General features: G+C 68.9%; 14 protein-coding genes. 7 read left to right on the top strand and 7 right to left on the bottom strand.

All coding sequences use genetic code 11. The annotated features are described in order from the left end of the window. Positions 1 to 161: 161 nt before the first annotated feature. Both DCN14_RS27170 and DCN14_RS27165 read left to right on the top strand, forming a co-directional pair. Positions 162 to 521 carry a c-type cytochrome gene (locus tag DCN14_RS27170; RefSeq protein WP_096502067.1) on the top strand — a complete coding sequence of 120 codons (360 nt, stop codon included), beginning with the start codon at positions 162 to 164 and terminating at the stop codon, positions 519 to 521. Positions 522 to 561: 40 nt separating this feature from the next. Further along, complete coding sequence (locus DCN14_RS27165; RefSeq protein ID WP_096502065.1) at positions 562 to 918, top strand: c-type cytochrome; 357 nt, start codon at positions 562 to 564, stop codon at positions 916 to 918. Between the two features lie 96 nt (positions 919 to 1,014). On the opposite strand, the gene DCN14_RS27160 is transcribed toward DCN14_RS27165, so the two are convergent. Then, positions 1,015 to 1,449, bottom strand: a complete 435-nt coding sequence (locus DCN14_RS27160) for a DUF1841 family protein (protein WP_096502063.1) — start codon at positions 1,447 to 1,449, stop codon at positions 1,015 to 1,017. Positions 1,450 to 1,624: 175 nt separating this feature from the next. Here DCN14_RS27160 and DCN14_RS27155 point away from each other — a divergent pair, with 175 nt between their 5' ends. Further along, positions 1,625 to 2,554, top strand: coding sequence for a DMT family transporter (locus DCN14_RS27155; RefSeq protein ID WP_096502061.1), 930 nt, complete (start codon positions 1,625 to 1,627; stop codon positions 2,552 to 2,554). A gap of 104 nt (positions 2,555 to 2,658) precedes the next feature. Here the strand turns inward: DCN14_RS27155 and nth are convergent, their stop codons facing one another. Then, positions 2,659 to 3,303 carry an endonuclease III gene (gene nth / locus DCN14_RS27150; RefSeq protein ID WP_096502058.1) on the bottom strand — a complete coding sequence of 215 codons (645 nt, stop codon included), beginning with the start codon at positions 3,301 to 3,303 and terminating at the stop codon, positions 2,659 to 2,661. After that, positions 3,300 to 4,259 carry an electron transport complex subunit RsxB gene (gene rsxB / locus DCN14_RS27145; protein WP_115531453.1) on the bottom strand — a complete coding sequence of 320 codons (960 nt, stop codon included), beginning with the start codon at positions 4,257 to 4,259 and terminating at the stop codon, positions 3,300 to 3,302. The genes nth and rsxB overlap by 4 nt, the downstream gene beginning before the upstream one ends. 156 nt (positions 4,260 to 4,415) lie before the next feature. On the opposite strand from rsxB, the gene DCN14_RS27140 reads away from it, so the two are divergent. Then, positions 4,416 to 5,048 (top strand): TetR family transcriptional regulator, encoded by a 633-nt coding sequence (locus tag DCN14_RS27140; RefSeq protein WP_096507691.1) that lies wholly within the window; start codon positions 4,416 to 4,418, stop codon positions 5,046 to 5,048. An 89-nt stretch (positions 5,049 to 5,137) separates the two neighbouring features. Here DCN14_RS27140 and phaZ read toward each other — a convergent pair whose 3' ends face one another. Both phaZ and DCN14_RS27125 read right to left on the bottom strand, forming a co-directional pair. Continuing rightward, a complete protein-coding gene (phaZ, locus tag DCN14_RS27135) occupies positions 5,138 to 6,631 on the bottom strand; it encodes a polyhydroxyalkanoate depolymerase (RefSeq protein WP_096507690.1) in 1,494 nt (497 codons plus the stop codon). A gap of 211 nt (positions 6,632 to 6,842) precedes the next feature. Further along, positions 6,843 to 8,672 carry a glycoside hydrolase family 15 protein gene (locus DCN14_RS27125; protein ID WP_096507688.1) on the bottom strand — a complete coding sequence of 610 codons (1,830 nt, stop codon included), beginning with the start codon at positions 8,670 to 8,672 and terminating at the stop codon, positions 6,843 to 6,845. Positions 8,673 to 8,837: 165 nt separating this feature from the next. On the opposite strand from DCN14_RS27125, the gene DCN14_RS27115 reads away from it, so the two are divergent. Next, the gene (locus tag DCN14_RS27115; RefSeq protein ID WP_096507687.1) at positions 8,838 to 10,085 is read left to right on the top strand and encodes a lactonase family protein; all 1,248 of its coding nucleotides are present in this window, start codon (positions 8,838 to 8,840) and stop codon (positions 10,083 to 10,085) included. A gap of 94 nt (positions 10,086 to 10,179) precedes the next feature. Here the strand turns inward: DCN14_RS27115 and DCN14_RS27110 are convergent, their stop codons facing one another. Next, positions 10,180 to 13,635 carry a DNA translocase FtsK gene (locus DCN14_RS27110; protein WP_275896831.1) on the bottom strand — a complete coding sequence of 1,152 codons (3,456 nt, stop codon included), beginning with the start codon at positions 13,633 to 13,635 and terminating at the stop codon, positions 10,180 to 10,182. 658 nt (positions 13,636 to 14,293) lie between these two features. On the opposite strand from DCN14_RS27110, the gene DCN14_RS39050 reads away from it, so the two are divergent. After that, on the top strand, positions 14,294 to 14,908 hold the full coding sequence (locus DCN14_RS39050) for a hypothetical protein (protein WP_275896832.1): 615 nt from the start codon (positions 14,294 to 14,296) through the stop codon (positions 14,906 to 14,908). 256 nt (positions 14,909 to 15,164) lie between these two features. Here the strand turns inward: DCN14_RS39050 and DCN14_RS27105 are convergent, their stop codons facing one another. Next, positions 15,165 to 15,710 carry an META domain-containing protein gene (locus DCN14_RS27105; RefSeq protein WP_096507685.1) on the bottom strand — a complete coding sequence of 182 codons (546 nt, stop codon included), beginning with the start codon at positions 15,708 to 15,710 and terminating at the stop codon, positions 15,165 to 15,167. A gap of 216 nt (positions 15,711 to 15,926) precedes the next feature. Here DCN14_RS27105 and purT point away from each other — a divergent pair, with 216 nt between their 5' ends. Next, positions 15,927 to 17,141 (top strand): formate-dependent phosphoribosylglycinamide formyltransferase, encoded by a 1,215-nt coding sequence (gene purT / locus DCN14_RS27100; RefSeq protein ID WP_096507684.1) that lies wholly within the window; start codon positions 15,927 to 15,929, stop codon positions 17,139 to 17,141. Positions 17,142 to 17,155 lie beyond the last annotated feature (14 nt).

Genomic DNA, 17,155 nt, shown 5'->3' with positions numbered 1-17,155 from the left:
GGTTGCGGCGGGGTGGACCGGGGCGCCATATGGACGCGTTCCCCGCCGACGCGGTACAATCTGGCCGTTTTTTTTGGCCTGCGTGGCGATCCGATCAGCAAAACGGCGCGGGCCGTTGCCGCTTCGGCGCCAGTTTCCCCTCAAGCTAGGTTACAAGAGCTATGAACAAATTCGTCGGCAAACACGTCGTTGTCGCAGCGCTCGTGGCGCTCGCGGGCAGCGCGCAGGCGGCCGGTGTGGTCGGCAACCCGAAGGACGGAGCGGGCAAGGCCGCCATGTGCATCGGTTGCCACGGCATCCAGGATTACCGCGCAGCCTATCCGGAGGTCTACCGGGTACCCGTCCTCGGCGGCCAGAACCAGCAATACCTCGAGAACGCGCTGAAGGCCTACCGCAAGAAGGATCGTCACTTCCCGTCGATGAACGCGGTCGCCGGTTCGCTGACGGATCAGGACATCGCGGATCTGGCGGCCTACTATGCCGCCCAGAAGGTCGACTCGAAGGACAATCCCTACAAGTAAAGCGCGCGCCGCCGATCTCACCGGCGGGACAGGAGCATTCATGAACAACGCATTCAAGACGGCGGCGGTTGTACTGGCGGCCGGCCTCGCGATCGGTACCGCGCATGCGGCGGACACGTCGAAGGGCAAGGATCTGGTCGAATCGCACAACTGCGCGGCCTGCCACGGCGCGCAGCTGAACCAGCCGATCAACGCCGAATATCCGCGCCTCGCGGGCCAGCACGCCGACTACCTCGTCTGGGCGATGCGCCAGTACCAGATGGGCCTGACCAACCCGCTGCTCGGTCGCAACAACGCGATCATGCAGGCACAGGTCCAGAACCTGTCGGTCAGCGACATGAAGGACATCGCGGCCTACATCGAGTCGCTCAAGGGCGACCTCGTGTTCAAGAAGTAAGCGCGGCGGGCCTTGCCGGCACGCGCAGCAAAAATACCCCGCGCGGCGGGGTATTTTTTTGTCCGCGTTTTTGTCGGCGGCCCGGCGCGGCGGCGCTCAGTCGCGCGATGCGCGACGCAGGATGCGTTGCAGGTACGCGTCCGTATCGGGCGGCGTGCCGGTGCGCTGCGCGTCCCAGATCGTCTCGCCGAGGCATTCCATGATCACGTGCTGCGCTTCGTGCGTCGAATCGAGCTTCGCGGCCAGCTTGTCGTGCGCGGCGCGGATGCCGGGCGGCTGGTCGATCGACAGCTGCTCGCTGATCGCGAGGTGCATCGACAGGTGCAGGAACGGGTTCGTGCGGCCTTCCTCGGGCGTGTAGTTGCGCGCGGCGGCGCCGTCGGCGTCCGCGAGGTCGGCGTGATATTCGGGGTGCTCGACGATCCAGTCGGCCGCCATCGCTTCCAGCGGCGTCAGGATCTCGCCGGCGCGCTGCTTGCGCCAGGTTTCGGTGAAAAAGCGGCGGACTTCGTCGCGACTCGGATTGAACATGGTGGGGAAACGTCGTGATTCGGGCGGCGTCATGCCGCGTCGGGCATTGTACGCCGGGTCGTCGCGCGGCGCTGGCGGCGGCCGCGCCGCGCGACGGGTAAGCGCCGACTAGGCTGCCGGCCGCCGCGCCGGTACACTCCGACGACATCCGTCGACGCGCTCGCGCCGTTTCATCATGTCCGCTACCGCCCGCTCACCGTCCGCCGCGCTGCAAGGCGCGCTCTATGTCGCGCTGTCCGCCGTCGCGTTCGGCGCGATGGCGATCTTCGGCCGCTATGCCTATGCGGCAGGCGTCGACGTGCTCGGCTTGCTGATCGTGCGCTTCGCGATCGGCGGCGCGGTGCTCGCCGCGATTGCCCGCCATCGCCGCGTCGCATGGCCGCGCGGCCGCGCGCTCGTGCCGCTCGTCGCGATGGGGGCGCTCGGCTACGTCGGACAGTCGTTCTGCTACTTCAGTGCGCTCCAGCATGCGCAGGCGAGCCTCGTCGCGCTGCTGCTGTACCTGTATCCGGCCTTCGTCACGCTGCTGGCCGCGTGGTGGCTCGGCGAGCGCCTCACGCGCGCGAAGGCCGTCGCGCTCGTGCTCTGCGTCGCCGGTTCCGCGCTGATGGTCGGCGGCGGCCACGGCGAGCCGCTCGGCATCGCGCTCGCGCTGGCGGCCGCGGTGATCTATTCGCTGTACATCGTCGGCGGCACGAAGGCGACGCGCGGCGTCGATCCGCGCGCGACCACCGCGATCGTCTGCCTGTCGGCGACCGCGACGCTCGTCGCGATCGCGCTCGTGCGGACCACGCTGTTCGGCGCGCCGCCGCGCTGGCCGGAAACGGCCGGCGGCTGGGCGGCGATGCTCGCGATCGCGCTGGTGTCGACGGTCGCGGCGATGCTCGCGTTCTTCGCCGGGCTCGAGCGGCTGGGCGCGGCCCGCACGTCGATGCTGTCGACGCTCGAACCGGTCGTGACGGTCGCGCTTGCGGCACTGCTGTTCGGCGAAGCGCTGTCGCCGCTGCAGTGGGCGGGCGGCGTCGCGGTTCTCGCGGCCGTGCTGGCGCTCGTGCGCGCGGGCGGCGCGGCAGCCGACGACGCGACCGCGACGTCGAACGCGTAGCGGGAAAGGAGCGGGGAAGGGCAACACCGCAGGCGCCGCAACGGGGCCTGCGGATCGTACCGTACGCGGCTCGGCCGGTGCGGCGCGTCAGCCGTGGCCGGCGTTCACTCGTTCGGCGGCGGCGTCTTCGGCCTGAATTCGCACAGCGGCTCGATTGCGCAATGCCAGCATTCGGGCTTGCGGGCCTTGCACACATAGCGGCCGTGCAGGATCAGCCAGTGATGCGCGTCCTGCAGGAATTCTTTCGGCGTGAACTTCTCCAGCGCGGTCTCGACGGCCTTCACGTCCTTGCCCGGCGCGAGCCCCGTGCGGTTCGCGACGCGAAAGATGTGCGTGTCGACCGCGATCGTCGGGTGGCCGAACGCTGTGTTCAGCACGACGTTCGCGGTCTTGCGGCCGACGCCCGGCAGGCTTTCGAGCGCTTCGCGATCGGCCGGCACCTCGCCGTCGTAGCGCTCGAGCAGGATCCGGCACGTCGCGACGACGTTCTTCGCCTTGGTGCGGTACAGGCCGATCGTCTTGATGTAGTCGGTGACGCCTTCTTCGCCGAGCGCGACGATTTGTCGCGGGGTGTTCGCAACCGGAAACATCTTCCGCATCGCCTTGTTGACCGACACGTCGGTCGCCTGGGCGGACAGCATCACCGCGATCAGCAGTTCGAACGGCGTCGTGTATTCGAGCTCGGTCGTCGGATGTGGGTTGAGGCTTTGCAGCGTTTCGTAGATCGCGCGTCGTTTGCTGGCGTTCATGGCGTGTCGTGGTCGGGCGGCGTGGATGCGCTGTGCTGGTCGTCGTGGCCTTCGGCGTCGCGCTGTGCCTGCTGCTCGGCGAGTCGCTTGCGGCGCGCTTCGGCCGCATCGATCTGGGCCTGCACGGCCGTGCTCACGCTTTCGGTGTTTTTCGGCCCGGCGCCTTGCGCGGACAGCTCTTCCTTCTTCTTGCGCGCGCGTTCGAGCGCGGCGGCGATGATCGCGCGTTTCTTCGCGTCGGCGTCGTCGGCCGGGGCGGCGCTCGGCGCGGCCGGCTGCGTGTCGGGCTGCCCGGCTGCCGGCGCGGGCTTCGCCGCGCGACGTGCGGCAGCGCGCGCTTCGGCGGCTTCGCGTTCGCGGCGCTGGCGCGCGAGCCGGCGGTCGTGGCGTTCGCGTGCGGCGTCTGCCTGCTCCTGCGACCACGCGTCCCAGCCGGTGCGATCGCCGGTCACGGGCACCATCGCGATGCAGTCGACCGGGCACGGCGGCACGCACAGGTCGCAGCCGGTACACAGCGACTCGACGATCGTGTGCATTTGCTTCGGTGCACCGACGATCGCGTCGACCGGGCACGCCTGCATGCACAGCGTGCAGCCGATGCACAGGCTCTCGTCGATGAACGCGACGGCGCGCGGATGTTCGCTGCCGTTGACGGGATTCAGCGGGATCACGGGCTTGCCGAGCAGGCCGGCGAGGCGTGCGATGCCTTCGGCGCCGCCGGGCGGGCACTGGTTGTAGTTCGCGTCGCCGGCGGCGATGGCGTCGGCGTACGGACGACAGCCGTTATAGCCGCACTTCGTGCATTGCGTCTGGGGAAGCAGATCTTCGATGCGATCCGCGAGGGTTTTGGAATCGGTCACGGTGACAACGGGCGCAGCGGCGCCGACTGGCTCTCGGCCGCGTCTGGCGCGGCCGGAAAGGTTTGCCAAAGCTCGATTATCGCCGATTTCCCGCATTGCGCTGGACGCCGTCTGTGCGCATAATCAAACCGCTTTTTTGCAGGGGCTCAGCAGGAGGGCGGCCGCACGTGGCGCGCCCGTTCCACGGCAGTCGGCGCCGAGGCGGTGGGGGTGCCGGTCCGGATCACGCGGCTCACATAGCAAAACGCCACCATGAATCAGCCAAAAATCAAAAGAGATCCTGAAGGTACGCGCCGCCGCATCCTGATGGCGGCAGCCGAAGAGTTCGCGAGTGGAGGGCTGTTCGGCGCGCGCGTCGACCAGATCGCCCGCCGGGCCGAAACCAACGAGCGGATGCTCTATTACTACTTCGGCAGCAAGGAGCAGCTGTTTACGGCCGTGCTCGAACACGCGTTCTCCGCACTGACCGAGGCCGAGCGCGTGCTCGATCTCGATGGCGTCGCGCCCGTCGAGGCCGTCACGCGGCTCGCGCATTTCGTGTGGGATTACTACCGCGACCATCCGGAACTGCTGAGGCTCATCAACAACGAGAACCTGCACGAAGCGCGCTACCTGCACAAGTCGACGCGGATCCGCGAGATGATGTCGCCGATCGTCGCGAAGCTGGGCAACGTGCTGATGCGCGGCCAGAAGGCCGGGCTGTTTCGCGGCGACGTCGATCCGCTGCGCTTCTACGTGACGCTGTCGGGGCTCGGCTACTACATCGTGTCGAACCGCTTCACGCTCGCCGCGACGCTCGGCCGCGACTTCAGCGAAGCCGACGAGCGCGCGGAGATGGTCAGGATGAACACCGAAGTGTTGCTCGCGTATCTGCTGCGGCGCTGAACCGCCGAACTGCGCCAACTGCGATCGCCGAATGAAAAAACGCCGCCGTGCGCAAGCAACGGCGGCGTTTTTTATCCGGACGCGGTGCGTCAGGCGGCCTTGCGTGCGCGAGCGGGTTTGGCGCGCGTGCTGCCTGCGCGTTTCGCGGCGGGTGCGGTCTTCGCGGTTGCCGTCCTCGCGGGGGCGACCGTCGCGGCCGGTGCCTTCGCGCGCGTGCGCTTCGCAGCGGTGACGGTGGCACGCGTTGCCGTTTCGGCCTGCGGCTGGCTGGCCGGCAGCGTGGCGACGGGGGCTGCGACCGGTGCATCGGCGGGCGCCTTCGTCGCGCCGCTCTTCGGTTCCGGCGCATGCTCGCGGATGAAGTCGCGCAGTTGCGGATAGATGATCGTGCGCCAGCGGCGACCGGAGAAAATCCCGTAGTGACCGCACTTCTCGGCGGTCAGGCTGCGGCGATCGTCTTGCGGAATGCCCGTGCACAACTCGTGCGCGACGTGCGTCTGGCCGCTGCCCGAGATGTCGTCGAGCTCGCCTTCGATCGTCATCAGCGCGGTGTGCTTGATGTCCTGCGGACGCACGCGTTCGCCTTCGATGTCCCACGTGCCTTCCGCGAGCCGGAATTCCTGGAACACGACGCGAATCGTCTCGAGGTAATACTCGGCGGCCATGTCGAGCACCGCGTTGTACTCGTCGTAGAAGCGGCGGTGCGCTTCGGCGTCCTCTTCGTCGCCGCGCAGCAGGCTCTGGTAGAAGTCCCAGTGCGATTGCGCATGGCGTTCCGGGTTCATCGCGACGAAGCCCGTGTGCTGCAGGAAGCCCGGATACACTTGGCGGCCTTCACCCGGATAGTTCGCGGGCACCGTATGGATCACGTTGTTCTCGAACCACGCGGTCGAGTGCTGCGTCGCGAGCGAGTTCACCGACGTCGGGCTGCGGCGCGCGTCGATCGGGCCGCCCATCATCGTCATCGTGAGCGGCGTGTCCTCGCCGCGGCTCGCCATCAGCGAGATCGCCGCGAGCACCGGCACCGTCGGCTGGCACACGGAGATCACGTGCAGGTTGCGCGCGCCGATGTGGCGGATGAATTCCTGGATGTACGCGATGTAGTCGTGCAGGTGGAACGGGCCGACTTCGACCGGCACCATCCGCGCATCGATCCAGTCGGTGATGTACACCTTGTGATCCTGCAGCAGCGTGCGCACGGTGTCGCGCAGCAGCGTCGAGTGGTGGCCCGACAGCGGCGCGCAGACCAGCACGACCGGCTCGTCCTTCAGTTGCGTGACGGCGTCGGCGTCGTCCGAATAGCGTTTGAAACGCAGCAGGCGGCAGAACGGCTTCTCGACGATCGTCTGCTCGACGATCGGGATGTTGTGGCCGTCCTTGACGATCTGGTGAATGTTGAATTCGGGCTTCTCGTAGTCCTTGCCGAGCCGGTATACCAGCTCGTACGCGGCGGCCATGCGCGGCGCGCCGGGCATCAGCGAGAACGGGCTGGACGGGTTGGCGAACGACTTGGAGGCAGCCTGGGCCCAGGCCGTGAGCGGGCTCAGCATGGCCCGCTGGAATTCGTGCAGTTGGTAAAGCATGCAGACTACTCCCGCGTGGGGGGACGGTGCGCAGGGCGGCTTGGGGCGTCGCCGCGTGCCGTGGGGGTCAGCGGCCGGCCATGTTGCACTGCGGCCGGACAATCGCGTCGATCATATCGGACAACGATCGGTGTTGCAATGCAACATTTCCCCGATTTTTCATCAAACTTTTGCGAATTGACGTTCTCTGACGAAGCTGCCCCGACGCCGCTCAGCGCCCCGTCACCACGGCCGGCGCGGGCTGGCCGGCCGCGCGGGCCATTGCCTCTTCGTGGTGCATCAGGTTCATTGCGGTATGCACGAGCGCGACGTGCGAGAACGCCTGCGGGAAATTGCCGACGAGCCGCCCACCGACCGGGTCGTACTCCTCGGCGAGCAGCCCGAGGTCGTTCGACAGCGCGAGCAGCCGGCTGAACAGCCGGTGCGCGTCGTCGATCCGGCCGAGCAGCGCGTAGTTGTCGACCAGCCAGAAGCTGCATGCGAGAAACGTGCCTTCGCCGGGCGGCAGGCCGTCGTCGTACTCGGTGGTGCGATAGCGCATCACGAGCCCGTCGTGCAGCAATTCCCGCTCGATCGCCTCCACCGTGCCGACGATGCGCGGGTCTTCCGGCGGCAGGAAGCCGAGCAGCGGCATCAGCAGCACGCTCGCGTCGAGCTCGTCGCTGCCGTAGCTCTGTGCAAACGCCTGTTTGCCTTCGTGCCATGCGTTGTCGCAGACGTCCGCGTGGATGCGGTCGCGCAGCGCGCGCCAGCGGTCGAGCGACGCGGGCAGGCGAAACATCTCGGCCGACTTGATCGCGCGGTCGAACGCGACCCACGCCATCACCTTCGAGAACGTGAAATGACGGCGGCCGCCGCGCGTTTCCCAGATGCCCTCGTCGGGCTCCTGCCAGATCTTCTCGAGATGGTCGAGCAGCGAGCACTGCACGGACCACACGGTGTCGTCGGCCTGCAGGCCGCCCACGCGCGCGAGGTGCAGCGCGGCCATCACTTCGCCGAACACGTCGAGCTGGAGCTGGTTCGCCGCGCCGTTGCCCACGCGCACCGGCTTCGAATCCTGGTATCCGGGCAGCCAGTCGAGCTCCATTTCCGGCAGCCGGCGCTCGCCCGCGATCCCGTACATGATCTGGATCTGCTCGGGCGAGCCGGCCATCACGCGGCCGAGCCAGGTGCGCCACGCGCGCGCCTCGTCGTAGTAGCCGCCGCGCATCAGCGCGAGCAGCGTGATCGTCGCATCGCGCAGCCAGCAATAGCGGTAGTCCCAGTTCCGGTTGCCGCCGATCTTCTCGGGCAAGGACGTGGTGGGCGCGGCGACGATGCCGCCGGTCGGCTCGTAGGCGAGCGCCTTCAGCGTGATCAGCGAGCGGCGCACGGCGGCCGCATAGCGGCCCTGCACCTGGCAGCGCCCCGACCATTCGAGCCAGTAGTTCTCGGTGCGGGCGAGCATCGACAGCGGATCGCGCGCGGGCGGCAGCCGCAGGTGCGACGCCGCATAGCCGAGCGAGAACGGGATGCGCTCGTCGGCGCTCACCGTGAATTCGGCGAGCGTGTGCAGGTTCTTGCCGGTGAGGGCCACCGGCGTGCGCAGCACGACCGTATCGGGACCGGCGATGGCTTTCATCCCGCTTTCGCGGGACAGCTGTGTGACCCACGGGATCGAGAAACCGTAGTCGAAGCGCAACACCAGTTCCATGCGCATCTTCATCGTGCCGTGGCGGCCGACGACGATCCGCACGAGTTCCGACCAGCCGTTGCCGGGCGGCATGAAGTCGATCACGGTGACGGCGCCGTCGGCGCTTTCGTAGTCGGTTTCGAGGATCAGCGTGTCGCCGCGATAGCGGCGTGTCGTGTGCGTGATCGCGGCGTCGGAGGCCGGCGCGAGCAGCCAGCGGCCATGTTCGGGCGTGCCGACCAGCGCCGCGAAACAGGCGCCCGAATCGAAGCGGGGCCAGCACAGCCAGTCGACGGAGCCGTCTTTCGAAATCAGCGCGGCGGTGTGGCCGTCGCCGACGAGGGCGTAGTCTTCGATCAGGGCGGGCATGGGCAAGCGGTCCTTGGATAGTCGAGTTCACAATGCAGGCTGCGGCGCCCGGGCTTCACGTGCCGGCGTCGCGCCCCGTATACTCGGCCGGGCGGCGGAGCGCATGATCGGCCGGCGTTTCGTCCTATCTCAACACTTGAAGCGACTCGATGCAAGGAGGATTCAATGCCCAACCGTTTACGCGAGCATGACGCACGCGCTTCGACACGAGGGTTCCCGCTTAGGCTCGCTCACTGGATGAAAGGTTTCGCGATCGTGCTTTCCCTGTCCGCGACCCACGCCTTTGCGCAGCAATCGCCGGCACCGGCCGACGGCGTCTACAACCTGCTGGTCGGCACCTATACGGGCCACGGCAGCGACGGGATCTACGTGTATCGCTTCGATACCAAGACGGGCAGCGTCGCGCCCGTGTCGTCGGCGAAGACCGTGAACCCGTCCTATCTGTTGCCGAGCCGCGACGGTCGCACCGTCTACGCGGTCAACGAGTTGCCCGGCGACAACGGGCCGGCCAACGAGCGCGGCGGCGTCAGCGCGTTCGGCTTCGATGCGAAGACGGGCGCGCTCACGTTCATCGACCGCGTGTCGTCGGAAGGGAACGATCCTTGCTATCTGGCGCTGTCGCCGGACGGCAAGTACCTCGTCACGGCCAACTACTCGGTCGCGGCGGATCCGGGCGGCAGCTTCGCGGTGTTCCCGATCCGCGACGGCGGCGCGGTGGGCCAGGCCGTGCTGACGGTGCATCATGAGGGCACCGGGCCCGTGAAGGGGCGCCAGGACGGCGCGCACGTGCATTCGACCGTGTTCTCGCCGGATGGCCGTTACCTGTTCGTGCAGGATCTCGGCACGGACAAGATCTACGGCTATCGCTACACGGTGGACGGCAGCCGCGGGCTGATCAGCCCGACCGATACGCGCTACACGCCCGTGAAGGCCGGCTCCGGCCCGCGTCACATGGTGTTCAGCGCCGACGGCCGGTTCGCGTACGTGACGAGCGAACTCAGCGCGTCGGTCGAGGTGTTCGGCTACCACGACGGCAAGCTGGCGCCGGTCGAGATCGTGCCGATGACGGTGCCCGGCTTCAAGGGCAAGGTCGGCGGCGGCGCGATCCACCTGTCGCCGGACGGCCGCTTCCTGTACGTGAGCAATCGCGGCGACGTCAACGACATCGTGATCTACGCGGTGAACGAGGCCGACGGCCGGTTGAAGACGGTCGGACGCCAGTCGAGCCTCGGCAAGACGCCGCGCGAGTTCCTGATCGACCCGACCGGCAAGTGGCTGATCGTCGGCAACCAGGACAGCGACACGTTCTACGTGTTCAGCCGCGACGTCGAAACGGGGCAGCTCGGCCCGAATCCGCAGAAGGTCGCGGTCGGCAGTCCGGTCGATTTCAAGCTGGTGCCGGTGGCGCAGTAAATAAAAAAGGCGCTGCCGACGCAGCGCCCTTCGTATGCCGGGCGGCCGCTTGCGCGGCGCGCCCGTCCCGGCGGCGGCCGTCCGGCCGCCGCACTCAGTCGGCCGCGGCCGGCACGAGCACCTCGCGGCTGCCGTTGATGCCCATCGGCGACACGAGTCCGGCTGCTTCCATCTGCTCGACGAGACGCGCGGCGCGGTTGTAGCCGATGCGCAACTGCCGCTGCACCGACGAAATCGACGCGCGCCGCGTGCGCACGACGAACGCGACGGCTTCGTCGTACAGCGGATCGGCTTCCGCATCCGGCGCTTCGCCGAACAGGTCCTGCGCCGCGCCATCGGTGGCCGGGCCGTCCAGAATCCCTTCTTCGTACTGCGGCTCGCCGAACTGCTTCAGGTATTCGACGACCCGGTGCACTTCCTCGTCGGCGACGAACGCGCCGTGCACGCGCTGCGGATAGCCGGTGCCCGGCGGCAGGAACAGCATGTCGCCCTGGCCGAGCAGCGATTCGGCGCCCATCTGGTCGAGAATCGTGCGCGAGTCGATCTTCGACGACACCTGGAACGCGACGCGCGTCGGGATGTTCGCCTTGATCAGGCCCGTGATCACGTCGACGGACGGCCGCTGGGTCGCGAGGATCAGGTGGATGCCGGCCGCACGCGCCTTCTGCGCGAGGCGCGCGATCAGCTCTTCGATCTTCTTGCCGGCGACCATCATCAGGTCGGCCAGTTCGTCGATCACCACGACGATCAGCGGCAGCGTCGACAGCGGTTCCGGATCGTCCGGCGTCAGCGAGAAAGGGTTGCCGATCTTCTTTTCCTTCGCCTGCGCGTCGCGGATCTTCTGGTTGAAACCCGCGAGGTTGCGCACGCCGACGGCCGACATCAGCCGGTAGCGCTTCTCCATTTCGCCGACGCACCAGTTCAGTGCGTTCGCCGCCAGCTTCATGTCGGTGACGACCGGCGCGAGCAGGTGCGGGATCCCTTCATAGACCGACAGCTCGAGCATCTTCGGGTCGATCATGATGAGCCGCACGTCCTCGGGCGTGGCCTTGTACAGCAGCGACAGGATCATCGCGTTGATCGCGACCGACTTGCCCGAACCCGTCGTACCCGCGACCAGCATGTGCGGCGCCTTCGCGAGATCGGTGACGACCGGGTGACCGGTGATGTCCTTGCCCATCGCGATCGTCAGTTGCGACGTCGAGTGCTGGTACTGGCGCGATTCGAGGATCTCCGACAGGCGGATCATCTGGCGTTTCGCATTCGGCAGTTCGAGGCCCATGCAGGTCTTGCCGGGGATCGTCTCGACGACGCGGATCGACGTGAGGCCGAGGCCGCGCGACAGATCCTTCATCAGGCCAACGATCTGGCTGCCGCGCACGCCGAGCGCGGGCTCGATCTCGAAGCGCGTGATCACCGGGCCGGCCGATGCGCCGACGACCGTCACCGGCACCTTGAATTCCTGCAGCCGCTGCTCGATCACTTGGCCCGTCTGCGCGAGGTGCTCTTCGGAGATCGTCTGGACGTCGTCCGATGCGGGCTCGAGCAGGTCGAGCGTCGGCAGTTCGACGTTGAACGACGCGGGCGCGTGGAATTCGAACGCATTCGGCCGCGGCGGGCGGGCAGGCGGGGCCGATGCGTCGGCGGCCGGGGTGGCCGGTTCTGCCGCTGCGGCGTCGGCCGCCGGCGGCAGGCTCGCATCGGCGATCGTTGCGGCTGCAAGCGGTGCGGCAGTGACGACCGATGCGGCGATGCCTGCCGGGGCGGGCGTGGCGCCGGCGCCGGACATGGACCAGCTCGCCGGCGTTGCAGCAGGGGCGGGCGGCGTGGTGTACGACTGCGCCGGGGCCGAGGGTGCCGGCGCGATCGACGGTGCGGGCGTTGCGACGCCGAAGGTTGTGCTCGGTGCGAGGGCAACCGGCAATACCGACACCGCCGAGGTGACGGGCGACGGCGAGAGTGCCGGCGCAGCGGTTGCGGCAACGGACGCCAGCGTGCCGGCCGTCGTGACAGGCGTGGTGCCGAACGCGGCGGGCGTAGCGGCCGCGTTCGTGCCGGTCGTGACCGGTGCGCCGGACGATGGGGGCGTCGCGATTGCAGCGGCAGGCGGAGTCGTGGTTGCCGACTGTGTCGCTTCGGTCGGCACGGCTGCTGCGTTGTTCGAGGGCGCATCGATTGCGCGGGTCCACGATGCCGTCGAACCGGTGGCCGATGCGGCGGCAAGCGTCGCGCCCGACGATGCGGAAGGCATTGCGGTTGCTGTGGGTGTCGGGATGCTTGCGACCGGTTGCGATGCGGTTGCGCTGAATGACGTGTCGATCGATGCGGACGGCGCGGGCGTTGAAGGCTGCGCCGCGGACACGCCGGCGGTGTTTGCCGCAGGCGTCGGGGCGGCGGCCGCCGCCGGTGCAGGCGAGCGCGTAACCGGGTCGGATACCGGGCCGGCAGCGGCGCCGATCATCGACGATGCTGCCGGCCCGATGGCCGACGCAGCGGACGACACGCGATGGCCGGAACTATCCACCGCGCTCGTCGCGCCAGCCAGCGCCGACGGCGCAACCGATGCGACGGCCGATGCCGGTGCGGCCGATTGCGACGGCGAACCCGATGCCGCGCTGGTCACGCCGCCAAACGAAGGCGCGGTAGCGGCAGGCGTGCGGTTCGGCGTGATGGCCTGTGCGGGCGTAGCCGGAACGGGGGCGACGACGGGTGACGATGTGCCGGCGGTCGAGGCGGTCGAGGAAGTCGGCGCAGCAGCGAAGGGGCGGGCCGACAACGGGCTCGACCACTGCGCAGAGGTCGCGGCGTTAGCCGAGGCCGGTTCGGCGACCGAGGAAGTCGACGGTGCGGGCGCGGCGCTCATTGCCGGCGTCGTGGGGCGTTGCGTGCTCGTGGACAGCGGGACAGCGTCCGCGACGCGCTCTGCAACGTTTTTCACGGCCGCTTCATTCTTCCAGACGGTTCCCGTCACGGTGTGGGCCGGTGCCGTGCTCGACGCGACGAGGGCGGTCGCGGCCGCCGCAACGGGCATCGCGTCGGCAAGCGTGCGCGCCGGTGTTTCCGCAACAGGCGAAACAGGGGGAGGAGAGGGCGTCGCGACTTGCTCGGCGGCCTTCGCACCGTTCACGCCATTCACGCCGTCACGCGTGTTGTGTGCCGAATCGGCCGATACGGCGGTATCGGCAGAGCGCGCGGGCTGCGATTCGAACGGGGCGCCGATGCGGGTGGTGGTCGCTGCTTCGTTCGCATCGAAGTTGCGAGCCATGCCGCTTGCTGCGGATGTGACGGCGCTCGAAGCCTGGCCGGCCGCGACCGGTTCACCGCCAACCGCCGGCGAAGCGGCAATCGGGCTCTTCTGCGGCGCATCGATAGCGGCAAACGGCGGGCTGACGCTGTCTTCCCACGGCGCAACGTCGATGGGGGCATGGAATGCCGGCGCGACAGGCGCATCCGCGACATGTCGACTCTCGTCGTTCGCGTGGCGCGCCGGCGTTTCGGGGGCGACACGGAGGTCCGACACCTCGGGTTGCGCGGTGTCGCCGGACACCATGGCATCCGGCGCGGCAGCATGCACGTGCGCGCTCGGCTCGGCGGGCATGAACGCGTCGAGCACGATCGGTGCGTCGTCGTATGCCGGCACAGGCTCGTGTTCGTCCAGGCGACCCGTGTCGCGCGGCGCGATCTGCGGTGCTGCCGGAACGAACCCGCCCGGCACCGCGGTCGATGCCGGCGCGGCGCCGCTGCTTGCCGCCGCGATCGCTCCGGCTGCAGTCGCGGCGGTTGCCGTCGTGTTCAGTCCATTCGTCGAGCGGGTGTTATCCAGCGTCGCCCATTGCGCGGTGCTTGCCTCGATCGAGCGCAGCGTGTCATGAACGCTCGGCGACGGCGTGACCGGCTCCGCCGGCTGTTGCACCCACGTGTAGAGCGGCGCGCGTGCGGGCGTCGGCGGCGCGGGGCGGCGTCGCGCCGCATCGGCCGGCTGGCCGGCCGCGCCCATTCCCGTCGCCGGGCGTGCAGGCGTGCGCGGCGGCGTCGCGCTGACAGGCCGCGGCGTGACCGAAGTACGGGGCGCTGCCGGCTGTTTCAGCGCGGCGGCCGCAGGCCGGACGGCGGTTGGCCGCGGTCGTACCGGTTCGAACCCGGCCGGAAGCGGTGCGGGATCCGGGCGCGGCACTTGTGCGTTCGCCGCGGCGCGCGCGAGGCTCGCGGTGCTGCCGGTCGTCGGCGGCGGCAGCGGGCTGGTCGCGGTCGGCACGGGCGGCGTCGGCACGCGATTGGCCGGCGTCGGCTTCAGCCAGCCGGACGGCGCGACGGGTTCCGCGAGCGGACGCGGCGCTGCGTTGCTGCGCGGCTTCGGCCGGGCTTGCGGATCGGGTTTCCACAGCGTCGGGCGCGAATACCGGCCGTTCTGCCGGGGCGCCATCGAATTGACCGTGTGCGCGGTGGTCGGCTGCACGATGTCGTCGTCGCGGTGCAGTGCGTTGCGCGGCAGGTCGGCGACGCCGCGCGCGTCGTCGTCGTCGACCTCGCGCGCGAGCTTGACGCCGAACGACGTGTCGACCCACGCGGCGAACTGCCGCCAGCCGATGCCGGTCAGCCAGGGCAGCCCCGCGAGCAGCAGCACGACCATCGAGACCGGTGTGCCGATCGGGCCGAGCACGTGCGCGAAGCCGGTCGAGAACGCGTGGCCGAGCCCGTTCGTGTCGGGGCCCGACAACGGGCTCGTCAGCGTGCAGCTTGCGACGAACACGGCCGCGAAGCCGAGCCACAGGCGAATCGAGCCGCGGCCGGCGAGTCCGCCGCCACCGGGCAGCATCGCCTGAACGAGACGCCAGAAGAGAAGAAGGAACCAGACGGCGGAGATGCCGAACCAGCCGAAGACAACCGTATGCATGCTGTGATGAAACAGGAAGAGGGCGGGGAGCGCGGTGCGCGACCCGCCGAGTTTAACCGGCCGGCGAACAGGACTCTAAGTAAGGCAGCAGCGACGCGCGGATGCGCGTTCCGGCCGCGGGACGCATGCGTCCGGTATCCGCGCGCGGCAAAGGCGGCCGGTCGGCCTTTGCCCGCGCGTTGCTATCAGGGGCTCCGGCGCGTGAAGGTCAGCGTTGCACCGGCTTCGGTCACGATCTGCAACTGCTGCGGGTCGCGCATCTGCACGCCGGTCTTCTGGACGTGCGCGAGCGCGTCGAGGTACGCGTGTTCGAGTGCGCCGCCGAGCGTGTTCGGGCATGCCATGCGCGTGCCGGCGAGCGGGCCGAAGCTCAGCAGGCCGTTCTTCAGCGCGTAGGTTCCCATATAGCGATTGCAGCCCGAAAAGCCGCTTGCTTGCCGGATGCCCGATTGGGCGGACAGCGCGAGCTTGATCGGCTCGCCGTTGTCGCCGTGCGGAATCGTGCGCGGCGTGCCGTCGGCGTTCAGCCAGCTCGTGAGCTCCCAGCTCGTGTCGTCGAGCAGTTGCACGGCAGCGGGGTTGTACGGGTCGGGTGCGGGGGCGGCGGAATCGGGGTGGGTCGGCATCGCGCAGGCGGCGAGAAGCGTGGCAAGCGTCAACGCGCAGAGCGGCGCGCGCAACGGGCGAAGCAGGCCGGTGCGTGCGCGTGCGGCTGCGGACAGGTGGGACATGAGCCTCGTTCCTCATCGGATTCTGATCAAGGTGTAAGAGTAACGCACCCGCCCCGCGCGAGGCGAGCCGACACTTCATACGTGAAAACGTTCGCATCCCGCCCGCGAGCCTCGCGCGGCGTGGCGGCCGCGCGACGAAACCGCCCAAACCGGCGCGGATGCGCGTGTTAACATCGAAGCCGTTTTCGTCCTTCAACAGAACCAGCGGGAAATCACATGCAGATCGGTCAGCGGCTCGGTACGCCGCTTTCTCCGTCGGCCACGCGCGTCATGCTGCTCGGCGCCGGCGAGCTCGGCAAGGAAGTCATCATCGCGTTGCAGCGGCTCGGTGTCGAAGTCGTTGCGGTCGACCGCTACCCGGACGCGCCGGGCCATCAGGTCGCGCATCGCGCGCACGTGATCGACATGACGGACGCCGCCGCGCTGCGCGCGATCGTCGAGGCGGAGCGTCCGCACCTGATCGTGCCGGAGATCGAGGCGATCGCGACCGACGCGCTCGCGGCGATCGAGGCGGCCGGTCTTGCCGAGGTGATCCCGACCGCGCGTGCGACGCAGCTCACGATGAACCGCGAAGGCATCCGCCGGCTCGCGGCCGAGGAGCTCGGGCTGGCGACGTCGCCGTATGCGTTCGCGGAGTCGTTCGACGCGTTCAGCTCCGCCGTCGCGAAGATCGGCATGCCGTGCGTCGTGAAGCCGGTGATGTCGTCGTCGGGCAAGGGGCAGTCGGTCGTGCGGACCGAAGCCGACATCCAGCCCGCGTGGGACTACGCGATGGCCGGCGGCCGCGTGAACCACGGCCGCGTGATCGTCGAGGGCTTCATCGATTTCGAGTACGAGATCACGCAACTGACCGTGCGCGCGATCGATCCGGCGACGCTCGAGACGCGCACCTACTTCTGCGAGCCGGTCGGCCACGTGCAGGTGGCGGGCGACTACGTCGAATCGTGGCAGCCGCAGCCAATGAGTGCGGCCGCGCTGGAAAAGTCGCGCGAGATCGCGCACAAGGTGACCGAGGCGCTCGGTGGGCGCGGGATGTTCGGCGTCGAGCTGTTCGTGCGCGGCGACGAAGTCTGGTTCTCCGAGGTGAGCCCGCGGCCGCACGACACCGGACTCGTCACGCTCGCGTCGCAGCGCCAGTCGGAATTCGAACTGCACGCTCGCGCGATTCTCGGGCTGCCGGTCGATCCGACGCTCGGCTCGCCGGCCGCGTCGGCGGTGATCTACGGCGGGCTCGACGAGCGCGGCATTGCGTTCGAAGGCGTGCGCGACGCGCTGGCGGTGCCGGGCGCCGACCTGCGCCTGTTCGGCAAGCCGGAGAGCTTCGCGAAGCGGCGCATGGGCGTCGCGCTCGCGACCGGCGCGAACGTCGACGAAGCCCGCGAACGCGCGAAGCGCGCGGCGGCGGCCGTGCGGCCCGTGTCGACGCGCTGACCGGCAAAACCAGG

This window comes from Burkholderia sp. IDO3, from assembly GCF_003366075.1.
Classification (GTDB): Bacteria; Pseudomonadota; Gammaproteobacteria; order Burkholderiales; family Burkholderiaceae; genus Burkholderia; species Burkholderia anthina.
The sequence above is the reverse complement of the archived record's forward strand: the minus strand, read 5'-3'. Positions and strand labels throughout refer to the sequence as shown.

Bases quoted from the DNA above. Each gene is read 5' to 3' on its own strand.
- DCN14_RS27170 (WP_096502067.1), top strand. From the start codon at position 162: ATGAACAAATTCGTCGGCAAACACGTCGTTGTCGCAGCGCTCGTGGCG.
- DCN14_RS27165 (WP_096502065.1), top strand. From the start codon at position 562: ATGAACAACGCATTCAAGACGGCGGCGGTTGTACTGGCGGCCGGCCTC.
- DCN14_RS27160 (WP_096502063.1), bottom strand. From the start codon at position 1,449: ATGTTCAATCCGAGTCGCGACGAAGTCCGCCGCTTTTTCACCGAAACC.
- DCN14_RS27155 (WP_096502061.1), top strand. From the start codon at position 1,625: ATGTCCGCTACCGCCCGCTCACCGTCCGCCGCGCTGCAAGGCGCGCTC.
- nth (WP_096502058.1), bottom strand. From the start codon at position 3,303: ATGAACGCCAGCAAACGACGCGCGATCTACGAAACGCTGCAAAGCCTC.
- rsxB (WP_115531453.1), bottom strand. From the start codon at position 4,259: ATGCGGGAAATCGGCGATAATCGAGCTTTGGCAAACCTTTCCGGCCGC.
- DCN14_RS27140 (WP_096507691.1), top strand. From the start codon at position 4,416: ATGAATCAGCCAAAAATCAAAAGAGATCCTGAAGGTACGCGCCGCCGC.
- phaZ (WP_096507690.1), bottom strand. From the start codon at position 6,631: ATGCTTTACCAACTGCACGAATTCCAGCGGGCCATGCTGAGCCCGCTC.
- DCN14_RS27125 (WP_096507688.1), bottom strand. From the start codon at position 8,672: ATGCCCGCCCTGATCGAAGACTACGCCCTCGTCGGCGACGGCCACACC.
- DCN14_RS27115 (WP_096507687.1), top strand. From the start codon at position 8,838: ATGCCCAACCGTTTACGCGAGCATGACGCACGCGCTTCGACACGAGGG.
- DCN14_RS27110 (WP_275896831.1), bottom strand. From the start codon at position 13,635: ATGGTGTCCGGCGACACCGCGCAACCCGAGGTGTCGGACCTCCGTGTC.
- DCN14_RS27105 (WP_096507685.1), bottom strand. From the start codon at position 15,710: ATGTCCCACCTGTCCGCAGCCGCACGCGCACGCACCGGCCTGCTTCGC.
- purT (WP_096507684.1), top strand. From the start codon at position 15,927: ATGCAGATCGGTCAGCGGCTCGGTACGCCGCTTTCTCCGTCGGCCACG.